At 68.3% G+C, this 24,936-nt stretch carries 18 protein-coding genes; 9 read left to right on the top strand and 9 right to left on the bottom strand.

The window, feature by feature from the left end; all coding sequences use genetic code 11:
* From ACOJTB_RS21080 to ACOJTB_RS21110, 7 genes are all read right to left on the bottom strand, one after another.
* A partial coding sequence (locus tag ACOJTB_RS21080) for a hypothetical protein (protein WP_420104483.1) occupies nucleotides 1-285 on the bottom strand: 285 nt, incomplete at its 3' end.
* A gap of 220 nt (nucleotides 286-505) precedes the next feature.
* A complete protein-coding gene (locus tag ACOJTB_RS21085) occupies nucleotides 506-877 on the bottom strand; it encodes a hypothetical protein (protein WP_420104484.1) in 372 nt (123 codons plus the stop codon).
* A 99-nt stretch (nucleotides 878-976) separates the two neighbouring features.
* Nucleotides 977-3,178, bottom strand: a complete 2,202-nt coding sequence (locus ACOJTB_RS21090) for a molybdopterin cofactor-binding domain-containing protein (protein WP_420104485.1) — start codon at nucleotides 3,176-3,178, stop codon at nucleotides 977-979.
* A gap of 15 nt (nucleotides 3,179-3,193) precedes the next feature.
* Nucleotides 3,194-4,132, bottom strand: coding sequence for an FAD binding domain-containing protein (locus ACOJTB_RS21095; RefSeq protein WP_420104486.1), 939 nt, complete (start codon nucleotides 4,130-4,132; stop codon nucleotides 3,194-3,196).
* On the bottom strand, nucleotides 4,129-4,776 hold the full coding sequence (gene paoA / locus ACOJTB_RS21100) for an aldehyde dehydrogenase iron-sulfur subunit PaoA (protein ID WP_420104590.1): 648 nt from the start codon (nucleotides 4,774-4,776) through the stop codon (nucleotides 4,129-4,131). Before paoA ends, ACOJTB_RS21095 begins: the two co-directional genes overlap by 4 nt.
* A gap of 187 nt (nucleotides 4,777-4,963) precedes the next feature.
* Complete coding sequence (locus ACOJTB_RS21105; RefSeq protein ID WP_420104487.1) at nucleotides 4,964-6,256, bottom strand: EAL domain-containing protein; 1,293 nt, start codon at nucleotides 6,254-6,256, stop codon at nucleotides 4,964-4,966.
* Between the two features lie 102 nt (nucleotides 6,257-6,358).
* Entirely contained in the window at nucleotides 6,359-7,333 is a 975-nt protein-coding gene (locus ACOJTB_RS21110; RefSeq protein ID WP_420104488.1) for a KpsF/GutQ family sugar-phosphate isomerase, read from the bottom strand.
* 148 nt (nucleotides 7,334-7,481) lie between these two features.
* Between ACOJTB_RS21110 and ACOJTB_RS21115 the strand changes: the two genes are divergently transcribed.
* Nucleotides 7,482-8,948 carry an outer membrane beta-barrel protein gene (locus ACOJTB_RS21115; protein ID WP_420104489.1) on the top strand — a complete coding sequence of 489 codons (1,467 nt, stop codon included), beginning with the start codon at nucleotides 7,482-7,484 and terminating at the stop codon, nucleotides 8,946-8,948.
* Nucleotides 8,949-8,979: 31 nt separating this feature from the next.
* Here the strand turns inward: ACOJTB_RS21115 and ACOJTB_RS21120 are convergent, their stop codons facing one another.
* Nucleotides 8,980-10,827 (bottom strand): M3 family oligoendopeptidase, encoded by a 1,848-nt coding sequence (locus ACOJTB_RS21120; protein ID WP_420104591.1) that lies wholly within the window; start codon nucleotides 10,825-10,827, stop codon nucleotides 8,980-8,982.
* Nucleotides 10,828-11,134: 307 nt separating this feature from the next.
* On the opposite strand from ACOJTB_RS21120, the gene ACOJTB_RS21125 reads away from it, so the two are divergent.
* From ACOJTB_RS21125 to ACOJTB_RS21150, 6 genes are all read left to right on the top strand, one after another.
* Nucleotides 11,135-12,631 carry a sigma-54-dependent transcriptional regulator gene (locus ACOJTB_RS21125; RefSeq protein WP_420104490.1) on the top strand — a complete coding sequence of 499 codons (1,497 nt, stop codon included), beginning with the start codon at nucleotides 11,135-11,137 and terminating at the stop codon, nucleotides 12,629-12,631.
* Between the two features lie 107 nt (nucleotides 12,632-12,738).
* Nucleotides 12,739-14,688, top strand: a complete 1,950-nt coding sequence (locus tag ACOJTB_RS21130; protein WP_420104491.1) for a L,D-transpeptidase family protein — start codon at nucleotides 12,739-12,741, stop codon at nucleotides 14,686-14,688.
* A gap of 194 nt (nucleotides 14,689-14,882) precedes the next feature.
* Nucleotides 14,883-16,655 carry a peptidoglycan L,D-endopeptidase MepK gene (locus ACOJTB_RS21135; protein ID WP_420104492.1) on the top strand — a complete coding sequence of 591 codons (1,773 nt, stop codon included), beginning with the start codon at nucleotides 14,883-14,885 and terminating at the stop codon, nucleotides 16,653-16,655.
* Nucleotides 16,656-16,846: 191 nt separating this feature from the next.
* Nucleotides 16,847-17,383, top strand: a complete 537-nt coding sequence (locus tag ACOJTB_RS21140; protein ID WP_420104493.1) for a biliverdin-producing heme oxygenase — start codon at nucleotides 16,847-16,849, stop codon at nucleotides 17,381-17,383.
* Entirely contained in the window at nucleotides 17,380-19,947 is a 2,568-nt protein-coding gene (locus ACOJTB_RS21145) for an HWE histidine kinase domain-containing protein (RefSeq protein WP_420104494.1), read from the top strand. Before ACOJTB_RS21140 ends, ACOJTB_RS21145 begins: the two co-directional genes overlap by 4 nt.
* Nucleotides 19,948-19,998: 51 nt before the next feature.
* A complete protein-coding gene (locus ACOJTB_RS21150) occupies nucleotides 19,999-22,641 on the top strand; it encodes a hybrid sensor histidine kinase/response regulator (protein WP_420104495.1) in 2,643 nt (880 codons plus the stop codon).
* 33 nt (nucleotides 22,642-22,674) lie between these two features.
* Here the strand turns inward: ACOJTB_RS21150 and ACOJTB_RS21155 are convergent, their stop codons facing one another.
* On the bottom strand, nucleotides 22,675-22,917 hold the full coding sequence (locus ACOJTB_RS21155) for a DUF2312 domain-containing protein (RefSeq protein ID WP_420104496.1): 243 nt from the start codon (nucleotides 22,915-22,917) through the stop codon (nucleotides 22,675-22,677).
* A gap of 224 nt (nucleotides 22,918-23,141) precedes the next feature.
* On the opposite strand from ACOJTB_RS21155, the gene ACOJTB_RS21160 reads away from it, so the two are divergent.
* A complete protein-coding gene (locus ACOJTB_RS21160) occupies nucleotides 23,142-24,446 on the top strand; it encodes a glycerate kinase type-2 family protein (protein ID WP_420104497.1) in 1,305 nt (434 codons plus the stop codon).
* A gap of 3 nt (nucleotides 24,447-24,449) precedes the next feature.
* Nucleotides 24,450-24,896 (top strand): DUF1036 domain-containing protein, encoded by a 447-nt coding sequence (locus ACOJTB_RS21165; protein WP_420104498.1) that lies wholly within the window; start codon nucleotides 24,450-24,452, stop codon nucleotides 24,894-24,896.
* Nucleotides 24,897-24,936 lie beyond the last annotated feature (40 nt).

Consider the following 24,936-nt stretch of genomic DNA (forward strand, 5'->3'; position numbering starts at 1 on the left):
GGTCCGGCAGACGCGCACCGGGCGGCCGAAGCGGTTGCGCGTCACGCGGCACACCTGGCGACGGCGGCGCGGGCCGCGGCGATAGCGCCGGTCACGATAATATTGCGCCTTCTCGATGGGCGTGCCGTCCGGCAGCGTCGCACGGCTCTCGGCGGTCTTCGCCGCATCCTTCAGCGTATCGGCGGGGGCCGTGACGGGCGCGGCGTCGGCCTTGCCGGAGAGAGCCAGCGTGGCGGAGCCGGCAGCGAGCGCGGCGAGGCCGAGCAGGAAGTTGCGACGTTCCATCGTATGATTCTCCGACGTTCGAGTTGTGTTGCGAGAATAGATTTCAGTCTGAAAGCAATCCGAAGCCGAAATATGATCGGTATAATTACGTGTTCCAGAAATATTTCTTGTTAAAAATAATCATGAAATGAAACGACAAATCAAACATGTGCTGTATTTTCTGTCATTTCGTTTTTCGAGAAACCGCCCCGTTCGAGGCGGTTTCTCGTGAAACCTGACTTCAGCGGCCGTAATAGCCCGGCGGGTAGCCGGTGCCGGGGTGGACTCCCTGGCCGTAATAGCCCGGGCGAGGCCCACCATAGCCCGGACGCGGGCCGTAATAGCCGCGGCGGGGGCCGTCATAACCCCGGTAGCGGCCATAAGCGGGCGCGCCATAGCCCGGACCCCGCCCGCGCTGATAGCGGTCCCGTTCCATCGTCCGGCGAATGATTTCCATGCGGCGCAGCTTGGCATCGCTGGCGGTGAATTCGGCCGCCTGAGCGTCGATCTGGCGGGCCAGTCCTGCGGGCAGGTCCTGACCGGCCTGGGCCGGCAAGGCGAAGCCGGCCCATCCGAGCGAACCGAGAAGGGCGAGGGCGACGATGCGTTTCATCATGATCATCCTGTTGGCGATGGCCGAGCAGGCCATACCGGGCCTAAACCCGGGATGAATGAACCCCTCCGTGGCGCAATGGTTCCCGGTGGCACCTTCTCAGATCGTCCCCGGCATGGCCGGGAGGATCTTGTCGAGGGTCAAGGGATAGTCACGAACGCGCACGCCGGTCGCGTTGTAGACCGCGTTGGCCACGGCCGCGCCGACGCCGCAGATGCCGAGTTCGCCGACACCCTTGGCCTTCAGCCAGGAAGATTTGTCGTCGAGCTCGTCGAGGAACACGACGTCCAGCGCCGGAATATCGGCATGGACCGGCACCTGATATTCGGCGAGGTCGTGGTTGATGAACTTGCCGAAGCGCTGATCGACGACCTGCTCCTCCATCAGCGCCGCGCCGATGCCCATCGTCATGCCGCCGAGGCATTGGGAGCGAGCCGTCTTCGGGTTGAGGATGCGCCCGGCCGCGCAGACGCTCAGCATCCGCCGGATCCGCACCTCGCCGCTGGCGGCATCGACGCCCAGCTCACAGAAATGCGCGGCGAAGCTCGCCTGGGCGAACTGCTTGGTGAGCTTGCCGAAGCTGGCTTTGTCGGTGGCCGATAGCGAGCCGCTGCGGGCGATCTCGCCGAGCGGCACGCTGCGCTGGCCGGCCTTGACCGCGCCATCGGCGAATTCGGCATCGTCGGAGTTGACGCCGGCCTTGCGGGCGATCTCGTTGCGCAGAGCCATGCAGGCGGCATAGACGCCCGCCGAAGCAGAGTTCGCGCCCCAGGAGCCGCCTGAGCCGGCGGATTCGGGGAAGTCGCTGTCGCCGAGCTTTACATGCACCTTGTCGAGCGGCAGGCCGAGCATCTCGGCCGCCACTTGCCCGAGAATGGTGTAGCTGCCGGTGCCGATATCCGTCATCTGCGTTTCGATGGTGAGTTCGCCTTTGCCATCGAGGGTCGCGCGGGCGCCGGAGGGCATCACCAGATTGTTGCGAATGCCGGCTGCGACGCCCATGCCGATGAGCCATTGGCCGTCGCGGGTACTGGCCGGCTTGGCGCTGCGCTTTTCCCAGCCGAAGCGCCTGGCGCCGTCGCGCAGACATTCGACCAGCTTGCGCGAGGAGAAGGGCCGGTCCGGCCCCTTTTCCGGATCGTACTGGATGTCGTTGCGGATGCGCAGCTCGACCGGATCGACACCGGCCTTCTCCGCCAGTTCGTCGATGGCGCATTCGAGGGCCAGCAGGCCGACCGCTTCACCCGGTGCGCGCATCGCGCCACCCTTGGGCAGATGAAGCTCGGCCATGCGGGTGCGGATCAGCCGGTTCTCGCCGCCATAGAGCAGCTTGGTCTGGTCGGCGGCGTTCTCGGCCTCGCCGCCCTCCTGATTGCCGCAATAGGCATCATGGCCGACCGCGACGAGCTTGCCGTCCTTATCCGCACCCAGCCGCAGATGCTGGATCGTCGCGGGGCGGTGATTGGTGTGGTTGAAGATCTGCGGGCGCGTGAGCGTCACCTTCACAGGGCGCCTCAGCTCGCGCGCCGCCAGCGCCGCCAGGATCGGATCGGCATAGATGAAGAGCTTCGAGCCGAAGCCGCCGCCGATATAATGCGAAACGACGCGGACCTTCTCCTTCGGCAGGCCGAGGGTGCCGGCGATACCGGCATGAGCCCAGTGGATCATCTGGTTGGAGGTGTAGACGACGAGCCTGTCGCCGTCCCAGCGGGCGACGGAGGCATGCGGCTCCATCATCGCGTGAGACTGGTCCGGCGTGGTGTAGGTCACATCCACCTTCACCGGAGCGGAGGCGAAGGCGCTGTCGAAATCGCCGACCTTGGAATCCGGGGCTTCCTCGACCGGATCACCGGAATCCTTCACCTTCGCGAGGTCGAACTCGCCCGCCCCGCGTTCGTAGCGGATGTCGATGAGCTTGGCCGCGGCGCGGGCCTGCTCGAAGCTCTCGGCGACGACGAAGGCCACCGCCTGCTCGGCCTGCTCGATCTCCGGCCCGGCGAGCTGCGGAGCATTATGCTTGCCCTCGGCATCCTGCTTGGGAGCGTTGAGATGCGTCATCACGAGGAGCACGCCAGGCGCAGCCTCGGCCTGCTTGACGTCGATGGAGACGATCTTCCCGCGTGGAATGCTCGCACCCAGGACGAAGCCATAGACCGCGTTCGGGAACTCCTCATGAAATTCATAGGCGTAATGCGCCCGGCCCGAGACCTTGAGCGGCCCCTCGATCCGGTCGAACGGCTTGGTGACGATGCGGCCCCGGTCAATCGGGTTGGGAGCGGTGGCTGGCGTACTGAAATCCATGGCGGCGATCCCCGGTCAGGCGGTTATGGTCGCGAGGACGCGACGGGTAAGGCCGAGCTTGAATTCGTTCTGCTTGGTCGCTCTGGCGCCGGAGAGCGCAGCATCCGCCACGGCATCGCTGCCCCTGGCGAAGGCGGCGTCCGCCTCCTTGCTGCGCCAGGGCTTGTGCGCCAGCCCACCGAAAGCAAAGCGTCCGCTCCCATCGGTCCCAAGGATGGCGGCGATGGAGACGGTCGCGAAGGCGTAGGAAGCTCGATCCCGCACTTTGCGATAGACATGTTTGCCGGCAATGGGTTTCGGAAGCGTCACGGCGGTGATCAGCTCGCCGGGCTTCAGATTCGTCTCGATCTGGGGTGTGTCACCGGGAAGGCGGTGGAATTCGGCGATGGGGATGCTGCGGGTCGCCCCATCGGGGGAAACCGTCTCCACGGTCGCGTCGAGCACCCGCATCGCCACCGCCATATCCGAGGGGTGGGTCGCGATGCAGGCGTCGCTTACACCGATCACCGCCAGATTGCGGCTGAAGCCCTCGATCGCGGAACAGCCCGAGCCCGGCTCGCGCTTGTTGCAGGGCGTGGCCGTGTCGTAGAAATACGGGCAACGGGTGCGCTGCAGCAGGTTGCCTGCCGTGGTCGCCTTGTTGCGCAGCTGCCCTGAAGCGCCGGACAGGAGGGCGCGGGACAGCACCGCGTAGTCCTTCCTCACGCGGGCATCGGCGGCCAGCACTGTGTTGCGCACCAGCGCGCCGATCCGAAGCCCGCCGTCCTGCGTCGGCTCGATCGCGTCCAGACCGATGCGGTTGATGTCGATGAGATGGGTCGGCTTCTCTATCTCCAGCTTCATCAGATCGAGCAGATTGGTGCCGCCCGCGATCAGCTTGGCATTCGGGTTCGCCGCGAGCGCCTTGGCCGCAGCAGCGGGGTCGGTGGCCCGCTCATAGGTGAAGGGCCTCATCCGCGCTCTCCTTCATGCACTTCGCGAATGGCGGCGACGATGTTCGGATAGGCGGCGCAGCGGCAGATATTGCCGCTCATGCGTTCACGGACCTCGGCCTCGGAAAAGGCCACCTGCTCCAACTCGGCGGTGACGTGGCTGGGGATGCCTGCAGAGATCTCGTTGAGCATGCCGACGGAGGAGCAGATCTGGCCGGGGGTGCAGTAGCCGCACTGGAAGCCGTCATGCTTCACGAAGGCGGCTTGCATCGGGTGCAGCTTGCCGGGTTCGCCCAGCCCTTCGATCGTGGTGATCTCGTCGCCGTCATGCATCACGGCGAGGGAGAGGCAGGAATTGATGCGCTGGCCGTTGACCAGCACGGTGCAGGCGCCGCACTGCCCCTGATCGCAGCCCTTCTTCGACCCTGTGAGATGAAGATGCTCGCGCAGCGCGTCGAGGAGGGTCACGCGGGGGTCGAGCGTCAGGCGCGCGGGCTGGCCGTTGACGGTGAATCCGACCTCGTTCCGCGCGGCCGGTACCGGGCCCGTGGCGCCGCTGGAGGTCGTACGTGATTCGGCTGCAAAGGGCGATACTCCGCCCACCACGGTGGCCGCTCCCGCCGCGACGGCCGTCCGTCGCGTGGGGCGGAACTGGTCAAGTGGCATATCCACGCTTCCCGGTTTCGAATTGGAATGAGACCAAGGAACGGGCGGCTGCCGGATTTGATCCATCACGCCGGCGTGATCGGCGCGCCGAGGTGCCTGCCAGTCGGGTCACGGCGCGATCGAGGCCGTGCTGCGCCGCTGGGCGCGCCGGCTCGAAAGGTGCTCAAGAGCGTCTGCGAGCGCGCTGCTATGGCAGGGGCTTGGCTCGTGCCGGTTGCCGGCGAGACTTGGAAGGTCTCCCACCGGCAAGCGATGTCGGCGGGCCAGTCTCCGAGAGGAGCTGCCCCAGCGGCTGCGGGCGACCCAGCAGATAGCCCTGGCCGGTGTGGAAGCCGAGGTCGCGCAGGGTCTCGAATTCCTTTTCGGTCTCGATGCCTTCCGCCACCAGCATCGTGTTCGTCCGGCGGGCGAATTCGGCCAGCGCCGCGGCCAGGGCATTGCGGACCGGGTCGCTGTCGACATCGCGGGTCAAACCGATATCGAGCTTGATCACGTCTGGCCTGATGCTGAGGATGTGGCGCAGGCTCGAATAGCCCGCACCCGCATCGTCGATGGCGATCCGCATGCCTTTGCTGCGCAGCGGCTTCAGGGTCTCGATGATCGGCCCATAGTCTTGGACCGGCACATGCTCGGTCATCTCGATCACGATGCGCTGCGGGTCGAACCCGTCCAGCGCCTCCGGCATGGACGCCGCCACCAGCGTATCGGGGGAGAAATTGATGCTGACCGAAAGCGGCGCCGGCAGATCCGCGCAGAGGGCCAGCGCCTTGCGCGCGGCCAGTAGTTCGAGCTCGACGCCATAGGCGACCGATTGCGCTTCCGCGAACCAGAGATCGGGCGAGCGGCCCGGCTCGGCGGCGAAACGCGCGAGGCATTCCACGCCTGTCAGCGAGCGGTCGGCGAGCCGCCTGATCGGCTGCACGACGATATAGGGATCGCCGGCGTCGACGGCCGCCTCAATGGCCTTGAGGGCAGCCCGTCTCCTGGTGTCGTCACGGATGTCCGCCGCGATCTCGGTCGCGATCACGTCGCCCAGGGTGCGCAGCAACGCGATGTCGCGCTCGCCGAGCGACAGGTTGGCGCGATGGCTGAAACAGCAGAGCGTGCCGAAGATGCGCCCGCCCTCGAGGGCGATGGGCACGCTCATATGCGCACCGATCGGGAGCGCGTGCGTCTCGGCGATCGTGGCGGTGAATTCGACCGCCGTGGTATCGGGGATCAGCTGCGGGAGGCGGCCTTCGACGACGTGGCGGCAATAGCCTTTGCCCAGCGATAGAGCGTCTCCGGCGACCAGCGGTCCGGTGCCGTCATCCGGGGAAACGCCGCGAAAGACGCGGTCATGCTCCAGAAACTCCGAGACGAAAGCGACATCCATATCCATCCGCAGGCGGACCGCCTGCAGGATGCGCTCGATATTCTCCATGACATGCGGAGAGAGCGGGGTCGGCGCGAGACTCCAATGCAAATCGCGTAATTGCATGTCCCCTGTTTTCTACGCTGCCGGAAGCGAGATTGGCAATCGCGCCGGAGCGTCGAAAACGAACGCAACAGACCCTGAAAAGGGATGATCCACCTTGCGGGATCAGGCCACGCCCATGGCCAGCAGATCATGGACATGGACCAGCCCGACCGGGATTTGATCGGCATCGGCGACGATCAGGGCCGTGATCCGCAGGCGATTGACCAGTTCCAGCGCTTCCGCCGCCAGCGTGTCGGGACGGACATGGCGGGGGGCGGTGGTCATGACGTGGCGGGCCTGCAGGGCCGGGCCGCCGGACAGCGTGGCCTTGCGGCGAAGGTCGCCATCGGTGACGACGCCGGCCAGGCGGCCCGCTTCGTCGACGATGATCGCGCAGCCGAAGCCCTTCTGCGAAATCAGGGCGATGACGTCCGGAAGAGCCGTCTGCAGCCCGGCGAGCGGCAATTCGCCTCCACGATGCATGATGCTCTCGACCGTCTTGAGCTGCGCTCCCAGCTTGCCGCCCGGATGGTAGACGAAGAAATCCTGGCGCGAGAAACCGCGCGCTTCCAGCAGCGCTACGGCGAGGGCATCGCCCAGCGCGATCTGCATGGTGGTCGAGGTGGTCGGGGCGAGGCCGTTCGGGCAGGCCTCCGTCGCCTTGGGCAGGATCAGGGGGATATCCGCCTCACGCCCCAGCGTGCTCTCGGGATTGGCGGTGAAGGCGATCAGGCCGACCCGGAAGCGGCGCGTATAGCCGACCAGAGCGGCGAGTTCGGCCGTCTCGCCCGACCAGGACAGCGCGATCACCACATCCTCGGGGCGCACCATGCCGAGATCGCCATGGCTGGCCTCGGCCGGATGGACGAAATGGGCCGGCGTGCCGGTCGAGGCCAGGGTGGCCGCGAGCTTGCGCCCGACATGGCCGGATTTGCCCATGCCCGACACCACCACGCGGCCCGTCGCGGCGAGGATCATGGCGACGGCCCGGCTGAAAGGAGCGCCGAGCCCATCGGCCAAGGCGGCGTGAAGCGTGTCGAGCCCCGCGCGCTCGGTGGCGATGGTGCGCAGCGCCGAAGCGCGGATGTCGTCGGTCATGGCCGGCGCTTTAGCATGGCCCGCCCCGGCATTTCCACTGGGGGCCGTCAGCTCCGTTGACGCCTCCTTAACCCTGCTCGTTCTAACTCCGTTAACCATGCGCGCCGGTTGCGCGCCTCGCGTTTTCGTGGAGCCCCGAGTCCGCCCCTTGTCCGGCCGAGCCCCCCTTCTGCTGCTCTGCAGCGCGGCCTTTGCCGGGCTGGCCTTCGCGCAGGCCGCGCGGGCGCAGGCGCTCGGCCCCGATGCGCTGCGCAGCGGCACGCCGCAGGTTCAGGGGCCGGGCGATCCCGTGGTGGCGCCGGGGAGCCGTTCCGCCATCGCGCGCGGGCAGCCGCGCCGGGCGAGCCAATCGGTCCAGACGCCGGCCCTGCGCGGCAGCATCCAGCGCGGCACGGGCCTGCCGAAGACGGTGGTGTCGGGGCTCAACGCCTCCGAGCCGCCGCCTGTGCCCCGCCGCCGCAGGCCGGTCGAGGACGATCCCTGGGCGCCGCTGGGGATCAGGTTCGGCTCGCTCGTGCTCAAGCCGGCGGTGACGGCCTCGGGCGGCTACGACACAAATCCCGAGCGCAAGAGCGGGTTCAACGCCAAGGGCTCGTTCTTCCAGCGCTACGACGCCGAGATCGGCCTTCAGTCCGACTGGAACGTGCACGAGCTGAAAGGGCAGCTGCGCGGCGGCTATGTCGACTATTTCACCAACCGACAGGCTTCGCGGCCGGATGCGCAGGGCAATCTCGATCTGAGGCTCGACATCGACCGCGATACGCGGCTGCTGCTCGAAAGCCGAGCCCAGCTCGACACCCAACGTCCCGGCTCGCCCGATCTGACGGCGGCGGTGCAGGGCCGTCCCGAGGTCTGGCAATATGGCGGTGCGGCCGGCATCACGCGCGACATCAACCGGCTGCAGCTGACGCTGCGCGGGGCGGTGGACCGCAGCGACTATGCCGATGCGCAGCTCTCCAGCGGCGCGATCCTGTCCCAGAAGGACCGCAACCAGACTCAATATGATCTGCGTCTGCGCGCGGCCTATGAGGTCACGCCGGGCATCAGGCCCTTCGCAGAAGCCGAGATCGACCGCCGCGAATTCGATCAGAAGGTCGACAGCAACGGCTATATGCGTTCATCGAGCGGGCTGACCGGGCGGATCGGCTCCAGCTTCGAGCTCAGCCGCCAGCTCACCGGCGAAATCTCGGGCGGCTATCAGAACCGGCGCTACGAGGACGCCAGGTTGCAGGATCTGCGCGGCTTCGTCGGCGATGCCGCGCTCATCTGGTCGCCGACGCCGCTGACCACCGTTACGCTGCGCGGCAGCGCTTCGCTCGGCGACACGACCGTGCCGGGCTCTTCCGGCACCACGGCGCGCCGCGCGACCATCGAGATCGCCCATGCCCTGCGGCGCAACCTCACGGTGACCGGTTTCGCCACGCTGGGGCGCACCGAATATGACGGGCAGAGCCTTCGCGAGGACCTGACGAGCCTCGGCGCCCGGCTGGAATACAAGCTGACCCGGACCTTCGCGATCCGCGCCAGTTTCACCCATGAGCGGCTGAACTCGACGGCGACCGGGGCGGATTACACCGCGAATGTCTCGCAGGTCGGCCTGCGGGTGCAGTTCTGAGCCGCAGGCGGCGTCCGGAAGCCGGGCGCCGTCAGTCCATCGCTTCCAGCTCGGCGATCATGCCCTCGATCATCGACAGGCCGATCTGCCAGAAGCCGGGATCGCGCGCGTCCAGCCCGAACGGCGCGAGCAATTCGGAATGGTGCTTGGTGCCGCCGGCCGCCAGAAGCGCGAAATAGCGGTCCTGGAAGCCCTCCGGCGTGTTGCGGTAGACGCCGTAGAGCGAGTTCACCAGGCAGTCGCCGAAAGCATAGGCATAGACGTAGAACGGCGAGTGGATGAAGTGCGGGATGTAGCACCAGAAGGGCTCGTAACCGTCCGACAGGCGGATCGCGGGGCCGAGGCTTTCGGCCTGCACCTCCATCCACAGGGCGCAGATCGCTTCGCCGGTCAGCTCGCCCTGGCGGCGGGCCTCATGGACCTTGCGCTCGAAGCTGTAGAAGGCGATCTGGCGCACGACCGTGTTGATCATGTCCTCGACCTTCTGGGCCAGCATCGCCTTGCGCTGGGCGCCGTCCCGCGTGGCGTCGAGCAGGCGGCGGAAGGTCAGCATTTCGCCGAAGACGCTCGCGGTCTCGGCCAGCGTCAGCGGGGTGGGGGCCATCAGGGCGCCGTTCGGTGCGGCGAGGACCTGATGCACGCCATGGCCGAGCTCATGGGCGAGCGTCATCACGTCGCGCGGCTTGCCCTGATAGTTCAGCAGCACATAGGGGTGGGCGGAGGGTACCGTGGGATGCGCGAAGGCGCCGGGCGCCTTGCCCGGGCGCGGGGGGGCGTCGATCCAGCGTTCGTCGAAGAAGCGGCGCGCGATATCGGCCATCTTCGGCGAGAAGGCGCCATAGGCTGACAGAACGGTCTCGCGCGCCTCCGACCAGGGGATGGTGCGCTGCGCCACCTGCGGCAGCGGGGCGTTGCGGTCCCAGAAATCGAGGGCCTCGCGGCCGAACCACTGCGCCTTCAGCCGGTAATAGCGATGGGAGAGGCGCGGATAAGCCGCCCGCACAGCGCTCACCAGCGCATCGACGACCTCCCGCTCGACGCGGTTGGCGAGGTGGCGGGAATCCGCGACATCCTGGAATTTGCGCCAGCGGTCGGAGATTTCCTTGTCCTTGGCCAGCGTGTTGGTGATGAGCGCGAAGATGCGCAGCTCCTTGCGGAAGACGGCACTCAGCGCCTCGGCCGCCTTGCGGCGGATCTGCCCGTCGCTGTCCTGCAGCTTGTTCAGCGTCAGTTCGAGCGTCAGCTCCTCGCCGTCGATCGCGAAGCGCAGCGAAGCGATCGTCTCGTCGAAAAGCCGGTTCCAGGCCGCCGCGCCGGTCATCGACTTTTCGTGGAACAGCGCTTCCAGCCGGTCGTCGAGCTGGTGCGGCTTGTCCTTGGCGAGGTCGGTGAGCCAGGGCTTCCAGTGGGAGAGCGGCGGCTGTGCCGCCACCTGTGCCAGCAGATCCGGGTCGATTCGGTTGAGCTCGAGCTCGAAGAACAGGAGCTCGGTGATCGCAGCGTTCAGCTTGTCCTGCGTATCGCCATAGAATTTGGCGCGCTGCGGGTCGGTGGTGTCGCCGGAATAGACCAGGCCCGCATAGGCGCCGATCCGGCCGAGCAGATCGCTGAGCCCTTCATAGGCCCGTACGGCCTCGGCCAGCTGGGCGCTGGCATCGGGGGCAGCCGCGAGTTCGGCGAGCCGGCCGCGATAGCGCTCGGCCAGGGCCCGCGATTCGTCGAAGGCCCGGGCCAGATCGGCCACGAGCGCGGGCGAATCGATCCCGGGGTAGAGGTCGGCGAGATTCCACTCCGGCAACTCGCCCGTCGCGCCCGCAGGCGCCGCGCCGGCCTGCCCGCTCAGGGGCGTCCGAAGGGCTGCCGTCAGATCCCGCATCATCGCCATCAGTCTGGTCGCTCCGTTCCGCCCCCGCTTCCCCTTAGAGCATCGGGCCGGGAAACGGAATCGGCATCTCGGCCGAATCCGATGCTGCGACAACAGGATAGGTTGCCGGCTCGGCCATCGGGGCATCGCCCCGGATTTCAGCGCGGGCCGGCCGCGTTCGACCCAGTTGGGGATATCGGCCGGCGCGGCGCGAGACTTAAACCGCGCTTAACCCTTTGCTCCGACCATGCCCCAGAACGGAACAGGCGATTCTCCGCCGGCGCCTCTCGCGGGGTGCGCGTCCGCTATCTGTCGAGGTGCCATGACCGCCACCGTTCTCGTCGTCGACGACGATCCCGTGCAGCGCCGGCTGCTGGACGCGATGTTGAAGCGCTCGGGCTACGACGTCGCCATCGCCGAAACCGGCGAGGCCGCGCTCGCGTTGATCGCGGCTCCGGGCGGCGAGCGGATCGACGCGATCGTGCTCGACCTCAACATGCCGGGCCTGGACGGCATGGGGGTGCTCGCGGCCCTGCGCGAGCGGGAGATCGCGACGCCGGTGATCGTGCAGACGGCGAACGGCTCGATCGAGACCGTCGTGGCCGCGATGCGCGGCGGGGCGATCGATTTCGTGGTGAAGCCCGTCGGTGCGGAGCGCCTGCAGGTTTCGCTCAAGAACGCGCTCAAGCTCGGCGCGCTCGAGCACGAACTGCGCCACATCAAGCGTCGCGCCTCGAACATGCTCGGCTTTCGCGATCTGGCGACCAAGAGCCCCGATATGGGCCGCGTGGTTCGGCTGGCCGAACGCGCTGCCAAATCCAACATTCCGATCCTGATCGAGGGGGAATCGGGCGTCGGCAAGGAGGTGCTGGCCCGCGCGATCCAGGGGTCCAGCGACCGCAAGGGCAAGCCCTTCGTCACGGTCAATTGCGGCGCCATTCCGCACAACCTCGTGGAATCGATCCTGTTCGGGCATGAAAAGGGCGCCTTCACCGGCGCGACCGAGCGTCATCTCGGCAAATTCGTCGAGGCCAATGGCGGCACGCTGTTCCTCGACGAGGTCGGCGAATTGCCGCTCGACGCGCAGGTGAAGCTGCTGCGGGCGATCCAGGAGAGCGAGGTGGATCCGGTCGGCGCCAAGAGGTCGGTCCGGGTCGATATCCGGCTGATCTCGGCCACCAACAAGAGCCTGCTCGACCAGGTGAAGAATGGCGAGTTCCGGGAGGATCTGTATTACCGGCTCAATGTGTTCCCGATCACGCTGCCGCCGCTGCGCCAGCGCCGGGAGGACATTCCCGACCTCGCCCGCGGCTTCATGGCGCGGTTCGCGGCCGAGGAGGGCAAGAAGCTCGGCGCCATCTCCAGCGAAGCCCTGAGCCTGATCGCGAGCTATGACTGGCCGGGCAATGTCCGCCAGCTCGAGAACGCTATGTTCCGCGCCGTCGTGCTGGCGGACGGGCCCGAGCTCGGCGTCGCCGAATTTCCGCAGATCGCGGCGCAGATGGAGGGGTACGACGTGCGCATCCCGCCCGCGCCCGCCTCGGCCCCGCGCGGCGAGCCGGTGCCGGAGGCGCCGCCGCGAATCATCCATATGCCAGTGCGCGATCCCAACTCGCTGGAACTCGTCTCCGGATCCGACATGCGCAAGCTCGACGAGCTGGAGCGCGACATCATCACCTTCGCGCTCTCGCATTACCGCGGGCATATGTCGGAGGTGTCCCGCAAGCTCGGGATCGGGCGCTCCACGCTCTATCGCAAGCTGAAGGATTACGGGCTGCTGGAGAGCGAGAACGCCTCCGAAGACACCGACGCGGCCTGAGCCGCGCGCATGTGAAAAGCGTCGGCCTGTTGCGCCGCCGCATCTTGTCGAAGCAGACCGGCCGGCGCAAGGAATGGCACGGGCCGGCACCTCACGGGATCAGCGAAATGAGTCGTCGCCATTGGGCGAATCTGACCACGGCATCGGCCTTGGCGATCATGCTGGGTTGCGCTGCGAGTCTGGCGCAGACAGTCACTTCCGGCGAGGCCGTGACGCAGCCCGTGCAGGCCGTCGAAGAGGCCTCCCCGGCCGCTGCGTCCCAGGATGCCGCCGTTCCGCAGGCGGTCTCGGCCGCCGAGGATTCCCCCGCGCAGAAGGAAACGGCCGCAGCCCCCGAGCTCGAGCCGGAGATCGTCACCGGCACGGTCTCTTCGGCCGCGCGGCCGCGCAATCCCGCTTCGATCGATGCCGCCGCCCCCGCGCCCGAGGCCGAGCCTCAAGCGGTGACGCTCGACATTCCCACCATCGAGATGCCCGCCGCCGACCCCGCGCTCGCGGCGGGCAGGCCGGTATCCGCCTCGGTGACGGCGCCTGCGGCCGCGGCCGGGCCTTTGCAGGCGACCCAGCCGATCGTGCCCGTGCCGGAGATGCCGAAGGTCGTGGTCGAGGTCGATCCGGGCCTCGCCTTTGCGGCCGATATCGCCGCCCGTGCGGCCGAGGGCGTCGCGGTGCGCCGTCTCGGCGAGCGGGAGCGGGCCGAGATCGTCGCGGCCTATCAGGCACGCGACAACAAGCCCTTCTGGATCGACGCCCAGGGGTGGACCGCCGCGGGCAAGCGCATCGTCGCGCAGCTCGAGCGTGCGGCCGATGACGGGCTGCGGCCGACCGATTACGCGCTGCCGGTGTTCGAGGCGCGCGACAGCGCCAAGCTCGCCGAGGCGGATCTGCGGCTCTCGGCTTTGGCCGTGCTCTATGCCCGCGACGCGCGCGGCGGGCGTCTGGATCCGCGCAAGCTCTCGAAGCTGCTGACGCCGAAGCTCGAGCTGCCGGCGGCAGGGGAGGTGCTCGCCACCCTGTCCGGCGCCGGCGATGCCGGGGCCGCGCTGGCGGCCTACAACCCGCCGCACGAGCAATATCGGCGCCTCAAGGCGATGCTCGCGCAGGCGCGCGAGCATCTCGACGACACCCCGCTGGTGCGCATTCCGGCAGGCCCGGCGCTGAAGGTCGGCATGCGCGACGATCGCGTGCCGCTGGTCCGCGCCCGCCTCGGCCTCGGCCCCAGCGACGACGCGGTGTTCGACCGCTCGACGGCGCTCGCCCTCGCCGACTTCCAGAAGAAGGCGGGCCTGCCCGCCAACGGCATCCTCAGCGAGCGCACCGTCGCCGCGCTCGGCCGGCCGGCTTCCGCGCAGGGCGAGGCCAACATCATCGCCCAGATGGAGCGCTGGCGCTGGCTGCCGCAGGATCTCGGCACCGACCACATCATGGTCAATGTGCCGGAGATGCGGGTGCGCGTGCTGCGCGCCGGCAAGGTGGTCCACGAGGCGCGGGCGATCATCGGCAAGCCCGAATCGGCGACGCCGATCTTCTCGCACCGGATGGACCATGTGATCGTCAATCCGTCCTGGTATGTGCCGCCTTCCATCATGAAGAAGGAGTTTCTGCCCGGTCTGGCGGCCGATCCGGATTACGCGGCCAAGCGCGGCTATGTGGTGACGCGGACCAAGGGCGGCGCCATCTCGGTGCGCCAGCCGCCGGGCGAGCGCAATGCGCTGGGCTGGATCAAGTTCATGTTCCCGAACGAGCATGCGGTCTATCTGCACGACACGCCCAATCGCAGGCTCTTTTCCGCCGAGCGGCGCGCCTTCAGCCATGGCTGCGTGCGTGTCGACAATCCCTTCGCGCTCGCCGACCAGCTTCTGGGCCCGGAATGGACGACCGAGCGGCTGAAGAGCCTCATCGGGAAGGGCGAGCGGCGCATCAACCTGCCCCATCCGATGCCGATCCATCTGGTCTACAACACCATGGTGGTCGGCGCCGACGGGAAGGTCTCGCGATTCGACGACGTCTACGGCTTCCACAGGCTGGTGCGGCAGGCGCTCGAACAGCAGGGTTGACCCTACGTTGCCAAAAGGGCCTCATGCCGTCGCGGTTTCAGGCGAACGGCTCGCCCGAGCAGGCTGCGGCGTCGCCATCGCCGCCCTGCTAACGAGGCGTTAACGCTTCTCCGCAACTGTTCGTTCACGTTAACGCTCCGCTCCGGCCATGCACCGGGGCGGAACAGGCAGATTGGGCAGGCAGGTTGGGCTGGATGGACGCCACGCTTCGGGGATCGCCGCGCGTCCTCGCACGGCCGGGCCGGCGGCGTCTGACCGGGCTCGTGCTGGTGATCGCGGCCTCTCTCTTCGGCATTCGCGGCACCCAGAACGCGGCGGCGAACGGCGACACGCGCACCATCACCATCCTGCACATGCACACCAAGGAGGAGACGACCGTCACCTTCAAGCAGGATGGCCGCTATGTCCCGGCCGCGCTGGAGAAGCTGAACTGGGCCCTGCGCGATTGGCGCAGCGACGAGCCGATCCGCATGGATCCGCGCCTCTTCGACGTCGCCTGGGAGGTGCATCGCCAGCTCGGCTCCGACCAGCCCTTCCATGTCGTCTCGGCCTATCGCTCACCCAACACCAACGCGATGCTGCGTCGACGCTCGCGCGCGGTCGCCAAGCACAGCCAGCACATGCTCGGCAAGGCGATGGACTTCTACCTGCCGGACGTTCCCACCGCCCGCATCCGCGAGATCGGCATGCGGCTCCAGCGCGGCGGCGTCGGTTTCTATCCCAATGCGCATACCCCGTTCGTCCATCTGGATGTCGGTTCGGTCCGGTCCTGGCCGCGCATGACGCGCGACCAGCTGGTGCGCCTGTTCCCCGACCAGAAGACTGTCCACATCCCCGCCGACGGCCAGCCTCTGGCGGGCTACGAGATGGCACGGGCGGAGATCATGGCCGGCGGCGGCTCGGTCGGCGGCTATGCGGTGGCCGATGCCGACGAGGGTGCGGTGCAGGCCTCGGGTCGCAAGAGCCTGTGGGCGATGATCTTCGGCGGCGACGAGGAAGAGGCCGATGCGCGGCCCGCCCAGCGCCGCGGCGCGCCGGTGCAGCAGCCGACCGTGATGGCCTATGCCGGGCGGCGCGACGACAGCACCTCCGACAATGCCGGACGCTTCCTGATCTCGGCCGCGCCCGAACCGACCACGCGCGCCGTCACCCGCGAGCGCTCGCAACGGTTGGCGCCGCAGCTTCAGCCGCAGCCGCAACCGGCGGCGGAGGAGGCGCCCGCATCGGTCGCGATCGCCGCCGCCCCGCCGCCCGAGCCGCAGCCGCAGCAGCCGCGCCGCGCCCAGCTCATCGACGCGCCGCTGCCGATGGCACGTCCGCGCGAGCTGTCGGCCCCGTCCGGCATCGACGGCACGCAGATCGCGGCGCTGCCCGCCGGCGCAGGAGCGCTGGCCTTCGCCCAGACCGGCCCCGGCGGCGACCAGAAGCTCGTTCTCGCTTCGCTGCCGCCGCGCCGGCCGGATGAAATGACCGGTTCGATCGCATCGAGCCTCGCCGGTCCGGCCGTGGATGCGCCGCTGCCGCCGACGCGTCCGGTGGAGCTGGCGGGCGCGAGCCTCGCGGCCGTTGCGATGCGCGCGGGCGAGTCAGAGGCTGCGGCGGTGCCGACCGGCCGTCTCGTCGCCGTCAATCATCCGCTGCCGCCCTCCCGGCCTCGCGAGGCTGTTGCAGCGGCTGCGGCCGTGACGAATCCGCCGCCCGCCGCCGAGGAGAGCGGCTCGATGGATCGCAACGGGCTGGAGTCGCTATTCAGCGCCGTCGCGCGTCCGCATGGCGCCTCTGGCGCGAGGACCGTGACCGTCGCGACGGCCAAGGCCCGGCCTAATGCCGGCGGAGCCGTGCCGATCGCCGGCCCCAGCCCGGCCGCCTCGCTCGGCTTCAGCCAGAGCGATCCGGCCGATGCCAAGCCGGGTCGCTTCAGCGGGCCGGCCGTGAGGCCCCTGCCGACGAGTTTCGTCCAGAACTGATCGCTTGCCGCCGATGGCGGGCCTGCGGGTCGTCCAAGGCGGCGACGCCTGCGAATTCTTTCGCGCGCCGTGGAACCTTCGAGGCGCGAGCGCGTTCTGCTGCGTTGACCGATTTGAAGCCCGGCCGCGACGGATTCCCCCAAGCGTGCATGGCCCGCGATGGTCGAACGGGTTTCGAGGCGGAGTGCCGGATGGATGGGCTGAGGGGTTTCCTGCGTGTGGAGACCCGTGATCTGCACGAAAGGCTCGACGGCATCATCGGCACTTTCGCGAGCATGGCCGATTACGACCGCTTCCTCATCGGCTCGTTCCGGCACCGCCTTCCGGTGGAGCAGGCGCTGGCCGGGCTGGTCCGGACGGTCTCGGTGAGGCGGATGGAGCCGGAACTGCGGCGCGACCTCGCGGACCGGGAACTGAGCGAGCCCGCGACCGAGCGTCTCGTCCTGTCAAATGACATGGCTTCCGCCCTCGGCGCCACCTATGTGCTCGAGGGATCGGCGCTCGGCGCCCGCGTGCTGGTGAAGTCGGCGGCCGCGCTGGGGATGAGCGCGAGCCACGGAGCGCATTATCTCTCGGCCCAGGCGGCGTCGATGGCGGCCTGGCGCGAGCTTCTCGCGCTGCTGGACCAGGTCGATGCATCGTCATGGGAGCGCGCCGCGGGCGCGGCCCGCGCCGTGTTCGACCATGCGATCCAGGCCTTCTCCTCGCGCGAGCTGCCTGCTGCATGATCACTGTCGACCTGACCAATTGCGATCGCGAGCCGATTCACATTCCCGGCAGCGTGCAGCCGCATGGCTGCCTCATCGTCTGCGATGCGGAGGTGGTGACAATCCGGCGCCATTCGGCGAACGCCGCCGCCTTCCTGGGCTTCGAGACCTTCGAATTCATCGGCCGCAAGCTCGAGGAGGTGCTGGGCGGGCCGGCCGTCCACGAGATGCGCAATGCGCTGGCGCGTTCGAGCCTGCCCTCTCGGGCGGGGCTGCTGCCGCGGCACCATTTCGCCGCGCTCGGCTGCAGCTTCGACGTCTCGATCCACAGCTTCAAGGGCAATGCGATCATCGAGTTCGAGGAAGCGGCCTCGGACGGGCCGAGCTCCCCGCTCGAATTCGCGCGCACGCTGGTCGGGCGCCTGTCCACCGTCGTCTCGCCGGCCCAACTGATCGAGAGCGCGGCGCGGTTGCTACGGGCGGTGCTGCAATATGACCGGGTGATGGTCTACCAGTTCGCGCCGGACGGCTCGGGCAAGGTCGTCAGCGAGGCCAAGCGGCCCAATCTGGAAAGCTTCCTCGGCCAGCATTTCCCGGCCAGCGACATTCCCCAGCAGGCGCGCCAGCTCTATCTGCTCAATCCCATCCGCATTGTCTCGGACGCCAGCGGCGAGCGTTTTGCGATCATGCCGGAGCTGGACGCGGCCGGCGAGCCTCTGGACCTGTCCTATGCGCATCTGCGCAGCGTCTCGCCGATCCATTGCGAATATCTGCGCAATATGGGCGTCGCCGCCTCGATGTCGGTATCCGTCATCCTGGAAGGCAAGCTGTGGGGGCTGATCGCCTGCCATCATTACAGCCGACGCTCGCTTTCGATGAACCGGCGGATCGCCGCCGAGATCTTCGGCGAGTTCTTCTCCCTGCAGCTGGGGGCACTGACGCAAAAGCAGCTCCTGCTGGCGGCGGAGCGGGCGCGCGATTTCCTCAACGGGCTGCTGGCCTCCGCCTCCCACGTCACCGACGCAACGGACTTCCTCGGGCACCATCTCGGCGCGTTCCGCGAGCTGGTCGAGAGCGATGGCGTCGGCATCTACGTCAACGGCGAATGGCGCGCGCAGGGCAGTGCGCCACCGGCCGATTTCGTACGCGAACTGGCGAGCTTTGCCGGCTCGGTCTGCGAGGGCAAGATCTGGGCGACGACGGCGCTGGCGGAAGCGATGCCGGCAGCGCGCGACCATGCCTTGCTCTTCGCCGGCGTGCTGATCGTGCCGCTCTCGCAGATCCCGCGGGACTACATCTTCTTCTTCCGCAAGGAGTTCGTGCAGACCATCGAGTGGGGCGGTGATCCCAACAAGACCTATCCGTCCGGCCCGCTCGGCGACCGGCTGACGCCGCGCCAGAGCTTCGCGGTCTGGAAAGAGACGGTCGCGGGCCATTCGCGGGCCTGGACGGCGGTGGAGCGGGAGCTCGCCGAATCGACGCGGCGCACCCTGATCGAGCTGGTGCTGCGGCAGAGCGAGCTGCTGGCCGACGAGCGCAGCAAGACCGAGGCGCGCCAGCGCGTCCTGAACCAGGAGCTCAACCACCGGGTCAAAAATATCCTGTCCCTGATCAAGTCGATCGTGTCGCATCCGCTGGCCGACGGGGCGACGATCGAGGCCTATGTCGCGGCGCTGAGGGGGCGGGTCGAGGCGCTGGCGGTGGCTCATGACCAGGCGATGCGCGGCGCCGGCGGCGGTTCGCTGGCCGATCTGATGGCGGCCGAACTCTCTCCATACCGTACGGGCGCGGGCGAAATCGTCGTCGAGGGCCCGCCCGCCATGCTGGATGCGCGCGCCTTTTCCGTCCTGGCGCTCGTGATCCACGAGCTGGTGACCAACGCCGCCAAATATGGCGCGCTGTCCGCAGGAGGCGGGCGGCTCTCGATCGGCTGGTCGCGCAATGGCGTCGGCGATTGCGAGATCGCCTGGCAGGAAAGCGGCGGCCCGCTGGTCGCGCCTCCGGCACGCCAGGGATTCGGCAGCATCCTGATTTCGCGCAGCATCCCGTTCGATCTCGGCGGCACGAGCGATCTGTCCTTCCTCCCGGCCGGACTGCGCGGCGTGCTGCGCATCCCCGCCCGCTTCGTCACCTGGGGCGGGACGCAGGAGTCGCTCCTGACCGCTCCGTCCGAGCCCGAGAGCCGGGGCGGGCGACCGCTGGAGGGGCGCCATGTTCTGGTCGTCGAGGACCAGTTCATCATCGCGATGGATTGCGAGGACATGCTGCTCCAGCTCGGCGCGAAGACGGTGGAGGTTTGCGCGAATGTCTCGGAGGCGAGTGCCTGTCTCGACCGGGCGCTTCCGGATGTGGCGATCCTCGACGTCAATCTCGGCAGCGGGACCTCCGAGATGCTCGGTGAGCGCCTGATGCATGCCGGCGTGCCCTTTGTCTTCGCCACCGGCTATGACGATCTGGCTTTGCTCGGCCTCACCGCCGCCGCCACCTTGCGAAAGCCTTACAACCTGGCCGCGCTGGATGCGGCCATGCACCGCCTGCTCGGCGAGGCCGTCCACCACGGGGAGGCGAGCGATGGATCAACTTGACGGCCGTCATCAACTGCCGCAGGACCGCCCATGACCGCGCAGGGAAGGCCCATGACCCAACCGAGCTCCGAGACCGAGGCGCTGCTCGCCATCTGCCGAAGAGAGGGTGTGTCGGATCACGAGGTGATCGCGGAGGGTCTTCGCCTGCTGGCCCAGGCGCGCGGGCGCGCCACCCCGGGCTGGCTGATCGGCGGAGGGGCCTGCGGCGCGCTGGTGCGCGAATTCGACTGGGCCGCGACGCCGCTGGGAGCGAGCGCGGGCTGGCCGCTCGAACTGCGTACCACGGTGCAGAACATTCTGAACTCGCCGGTGCCGAAGGTTCTGATGTGGGGGCCGGAGCACCGGCTGATCTACAACGACGCCTATCGGGAGATCGTCGGCTCGCGCCATCCGGCGCTGATGGGCGCGGCCGTGGAGCCGGCCATGCCCGAGGTCTGGGACTGGAACCGCCCGGTGCTGGAAGCGGCCCGGCGCGGCGAGGCGGTCGCGCATCGCAACGTGCCGATGACGCTCGATCTCTCGGGCACCGCGCGCCGCTTCGTCTTCGATCTGCATTACACGCCGGTCTATGATGGCGGCGGCGCGGTCGGCGGGGTGATGTGTACCGTGATCGACCAGACCGCCCGCGTGACCATGGAACAGGAGTTGACGGCGAGCTATCGCCGCTTCCGCACCGCGATGGACGCGGTTCATGGCGTCCTCTGGACCAACAGCGCCGACGGGCAGATGCGCGGCGAGCAGCCCGGCTGGTCGGCGCTGACGGGCCAGAGCTTCGCCGAATATCAGGGCTTCGGCTGGGCCGATGCGGTCCATCCCGAGGATCGGGAAGGCTCGATCCGGACCTGGAACCAGGCGGTCGACGCCAAGGCGATGTATGTCCACGAGCATCGCGTGCGGGACCGCACCGGTGGCTGGCGGGTGTTCTCGATCCGGGCGCTGCCGATCCTCGACGAGACCGGCGAGATCGCCGAATGGGTCGGCGTCCACACCGACATCACCCATCGCCGCGCGGCCGAGCTCGCGCTGCGCCAGCTCAACGAGAGCCTCGAGGCCCGGGTCGTGACCGAGACCGAGGAGCGGCGCCGGGCGGAGGCCAAGCTGCTGCAGGCGCAGAAGCTCGAGACGGTCGGCAAGCTCACCGGCGGCGTGGCGCATGATTTCAACAATCTGCTGCAGGTCGTCTCGGGCAATCTCCAGCTGCTGAGCAAGGACGTCGCCGGCAACGAGCGGGCCGAGAAGCGCGTCGCGAGCGCCATGGCGGGTGTCGCGCGCGGGGCCCGGCTTGCGGCGCAACTCCTCGCCTTCGGGCGGCGCCAGGCGCTGGAGCCCAAGGTGGTCCATGTCGGTCGCCTCGTCCAGGAGATGGACGACATGATGCGCCGTGCGCTGGGCGAGACGATCGAGATCGAGACGGTCGTCGGCGGGGGGCTCTGGAACACCTTCGTCGATCCCACCCAGATCGAGAATGCGCTGCTCAACCTGGCGGTCAACGCGCGCGATGCGATGAACGGCGAAGGCAAGCTTACGATCGAGCTCTCCAACGCGCATCTGGACAACGACTATGCGCGCGAGCACGACGAAGTCAGCGCCGGCCAGTATGTGATGCTGGCCGTCACCGACACCGGCTCCGGCATCGCTCCGGCCGTGATCGACCGCGTGTTCGAGCCGTTCTTCTCGACCAAGGGCGAAGGCAAGGGCTCCGGGCTGGGTCTCTCGATGGTCTATGGCTTCGTCAAGCAGTCGGGCGGCCACATCAAGATCTATTCCGAACTCGGCCATGGCACGACGGTGCGGCTCTATCTGCCGCGCTCGCTCGAAGAAGAGGATATCGTGGTCGATCTGACCGCCGGCCCGGTGACGGGCGGGACGGAGACCGTGCTGGTGGTCGAGGACGATGACGAGGTCCGCGCCACGGTGATCGAGATGCTGACCGATCTGGGCTACCGCGTCCTGAAGGCGGTGGATGCGGCCAGCGCGCTCAACGTGATCGAGAGCGGGATACCGATCGACCTGCTGTTCACCGACGTCGTGATGCCGGGCGAGCTGAAGAGCCCGGAACTGGCCCGCAAGGCCAAGGCGAGGCTACCCGAGATCTCGGTGCTGTTCACCTCGGGCTATACGGAGAATTCGATCGTCCATGGCGGTAAGCTCGATCCGGGCGTCGAGCTGATTTCCAAGCCCTATACCCGCGAGGCGCTGGCGCGAAAGATCCGCCATGTACTGGCCAATGACCGCCAGCGCGCGCGGGCCGGCGCCGTGCCCCGCATGACCGTGTCGAGTCCGGGCGTCTCCGGGGCCGCGATCGAAAGGGCCTCCGCGCAGCCCAAGCCGGCGACGGTGCTGCTGGTGGAGGACGATGCGCTGATCCGGATGAACACCAGCGACATGCTGCAGGCGTCCGGATATGTGGTGATCGAGGCCGCCAGCGCGGAGGAGGCCTTCGCCACGCTCAAGACCATGAGCATCGACACGCTGCTGACCGACATCAAGCTGCCCGGCAGCTCCGGCGTCGAACTGGCGAGGCAGGCGCGAGAGCTGCAGCCGGGCATCGCCGTGATCTATGCCAGCGGCGACCCGTCCTCGGTGGCGGATGACCGCGAAGCGCGGGTGCTGAGCAAGCCTTACGGCGAGGCGCAGCTGACCCGCATGCTGGACGAGGTGCTGCGCTCGCGCAGCCCGGCCGGGGCGGCCTGAAGCGGGCCCGCCCGGCGCGGGTCCGGCCTGGTCTCAGGCGGTCTCGCCGACGGCCTGCAGATAGAGGTCGAGAATGGCCTCTTCTTCCTTGCGCTCTTCCAGATCGCGCTTGCGCAGCGCCACGACCTTGCGCAGCACCTTGACGTCGTAGCCGTTGCCCTTGGCCTCGGCATAGACCTCCTTGATGTCGTCGGCGATCGTCTTCTTCTCTTCCTCGAGCCGCTCGATGCGCTCGACGATGCTCTTGAGCTGATCGCCCGCAACCGGATCGTCCATCTCATATCCTTTCGGGGTGCGGACCCGCCGGGGTCCCGGGAAATTCGGCCGGCAGCGTTCGCCCGGATCGGCCCCGCGCGTCAAGCGGCGAGCGGCCGATCGGCGAAATGCTCAACAGCTGCGAGGCGCCGCGACCGCATGACGATGCGGTTCCGGGAACAGGCGGCATGCTCTAGAAGCAAAGGAGAGAATCGCCGGACGGCGACACCAGCGGGCGGGACGGGATGCAGGGTCGAGACCACGACATCGCAGCCATGCGGGCGACGGCGCGCAGCATCTATGATCGTGCCGTCGCCCGCGCCCATCCACGAGGCTGCCTGGCGGCGCATCTGCCTCCCGCGCCGGCGCAGGGCCGGCTGATCCTGCTCGCAGCCGGCAAGGCGGCCGGCAGCATGACGGCGCTGGCCGAAGCGCATTATCTCGATAACGGCTTTCCCGCCGATCGGCTGCTGGGCCATGCGGTCGCCCGCCATGGCTATACGGCACCGACGCGGCAGATCCCCATGGTCGCCGCCGGCCATCCCGTTCCGGATGCCGGCAGCGTCGCCAGTGCCGAGCAGGCTCTCGCCCTGGCGCAGGGGGCGAGCGCCGAGGATCTCGTGCTGGTTCTGCTCTCCGGCGGCGGCTCGGCCAATTGGGTGGCGCCGGCGGGCGCGCTGACGCTGGACGAAAAGCGGGCGGTCACCAAGGCGCTGCTGCGCTCCGGCGCGCCGATCGGCCAGATGAACATCGTGCGCAAGCGGCTTTCGCGCATCAAGGGCGGTCGGCTGGCGCTGGCGGCGGCGCCGGCCCGGTTGCTGACCCTCGCCATCTCGGACGTGCCGGGCGACGATCCGGCCGCCATCGCCTCGGGGCCGACGGTGCCCGATCCGAGCAGCATGGCGGATGCGCGCGCCATCGTCGCCCGTTACCGCCTCGACCTGCCTCCGGCCGCTGCCGCCCTCCTCGCCGATGACGGCAACGAGACGCCCAAACCCGGGCACGAGGCCTTCGCGCGCAGCGAATACCGCATCATCGCCCGCCCCGCCGATGCGCTGGCGGCGGCGCGCGCACAAGCCGAGGCGGCCGGTTATGCGGTGATCGATCTCGGCGCGGATCTCGAAGGCGAGGCGCGCGAGGTCGCCGCCGCGCATGCCGACCAGGCCCTTCGCCTGAAAGCGCAGGGGCACCGGGCGGCGATCCTCTCGGGCGGAGAATTCACCGTCACGCTTCGCGGCAGCGGGCGCGGCGGGCCGAGCCAGGAATATGCGCTGGCGCTGGCGATCGCGCTGGCCGGCGAGCCGGGCATCGTCGCGCTGGCGGGCGACACGGACGGGACCGATGGCGGCGGCGGCGAAGCCACCGATCCGGCGGGTGCGATCGTCGATCCCCTGACATTGGCGCGCGCCACCGCTCTCGGCCTTGATCCTGCCCGATCGCTCGCCGAGAACGACTCGACCGGTTTCTTCGAGCCTCTGGGCGATCTACTGCAGCCGGGACCGACTCTGACCAACGTCAATGACTGCCGCGTGATCCTGATCGAGCCCTGACCGATGACGGCCCTTCTCGCCTCCATTCCACGCCTGACGGGTGCGGCCGCGGCGCTGCTGCTGGCGGCGACACTGCCCGCCAAGGCCGATCTGCGCATGTGCAACACCACATCGAGCCGCGTCGGCGTCGCGATCGGCTACCGTGACGCGCAGGGCTGGACGACCGAAGGCTGGTGGAACATCAGCCCGCGCGGCTGCGAGACGCTGCTGCGAGGCGTGCTGGCGGCGCGCTATTACTATGTTCACGCTGTCGATTACGACAAGGGCGGCGAATGGACGGGAAAATCCGTCATGTGCGTGCGCAACAAGGAATTCACGATTCACGGGATCGAGGACTGCCTCGCCCGCGGTTTCGACCGGGCCGGCTTCTTCGAGGTCGATACCGGTGAGCAGAAGAGCTGGACGATCCAGCTCACGGATGGCGCGGCCGGCGCACAGCCGCGCCCCTGACGCCTCACCATGCGTCGGGCAACGAGACAGATAACGGGCG

This window comes from Allobosea sp. (assembly GCF_048595345.1).
Lineage (GTDB): Bacteria > Pseudomonadota > Alphaproteobacteria > Rhizobiales > Beijerinckiaceae > Allobosea.

What these genes read in the sequence shown, in the direction of transcription:
- ACOJTB_RS21155 (WP_420104496.1), bottom strand. Translation starts at nt 22,917, where the DNA reads ATGGACGATCCGGTTGCGGGCGATCAGCTCAAGAGCATCGTCGAGCGC.
- ACOJTB_RS21110 (WP_420104488.1), bottom strand. Translation starts at nt 7,333, where the DNA reads ATGACCGACGACATCCGCGCTTCGGCGCTGCGCACCATCGCCACCGAG.
- ACOJTB_RS21120 (WP_420104591.1), bottom strand. Translation starts at nt 10,827, where the DNA reads ATGATGCGGGATCTGACGGCAGCCCTTCGGACGCCCCTGAGCGGGCAG.
- paoA (WP_420104590.1), bottom strand. Translation starts at nt 4,776, where the DNA reads ATGCCACTTGACCAGTTCCGCCCCACGCGACGGACGGCCGTCGCGGCG.
- ACOJTB_RS21090 (WP_420104485.1), bottom strand. Translation starts at nt 3,178, where the DNA reads ATGGATTTCAGTACGCCAGCCACCGCTCCCAACCCGATTGACCGGGGC.
- ACOJTB_RS21165 (WP_420104498.1), top strand. Translation starts at nt 24,450, where the DNA reads ATGACGGCCCTTCTCGCCTCCATTCCACGCCTGACGGGTGCGGCCGCG.
- ACOJTB_RS21160 (WP_420104497.1), top strand. Translation starts at nt 23,142, where the DNA reads ATGCAGGGTCGAGACCACGACATCGCAGCCATGCGGGCGACGGCGCGC.
- ACOJTB_RS21140 (WP_420104493.1), top strand. Translation starts at nt 16,847, where the DNA reads ATGGATGGGCTGAGGGGTTTCCTGCGTGTGGAGACCCGTGATCTGCAC.
- ACOJTB_RS21150 (WP_420104495.1), top strand. Translation starts at nt 19,999, where the DNA reads ATGACCCAACCGAGCTCCGAGACCGAGGCGCTGCTCGCCATCTGCCGA.
- ACOJTB_RS21145 (WP_420104494.1), top strand. Translation starts at nt 17,380, where the DNA reads ATGATCACTGTCGACCTGACCAATTGCGATCGCGAGCCGATTCACATT.
- ACOJTB_RS21105 (WP_420104487.1), bottom strand. Translation starts at nt 6,256, where the DNA reads ATGCAATTACGCGATTTGCATTGGAGTCTCGCGCCGACCCCGCTCTCT.
- ACOJTB_RS21085 (WP_420104484.1), bottom strand. Translation starts at nt 877, where the DNA reads ATGAAACGCATCGTCGCCCTCGCCCTTCTCGGTTCGCTCGGATGGGCC.
- ACOJTB_RS21095 (WP_420104486.1), bottom strand. Translation starts at nt 4,132, where the DNA reads ATGAGGCCCTTCACCTATGAGCGGGCCACCGACCCCGCTGCTGCGGCC.
- ACOJTB_RS21135 (WP_420104492.1), top strand. Translation starts at nt 14,883, where the DNA reads ATGGACGCCACGCTTCGGGGATCGCCGCGCGTCCTCGCACGGCCGGGC.
- ACOJTB_RS21130 (WP_420104491.1), top strand. Translation starts at nt 12,739, where the DNA reads ATGAGTCGTCGCCATTGGGCGAATCTGACCACGGCATCGGCCTTGGCG.
- ACOJTB_RS21125 (WP_420104490.1), top strand. Translation starts at nt 11,135, where the DNA reads ATGACCGCCACCGTTCTCGTCGTCGACGACGATCCCGTGCAGCGCCGG.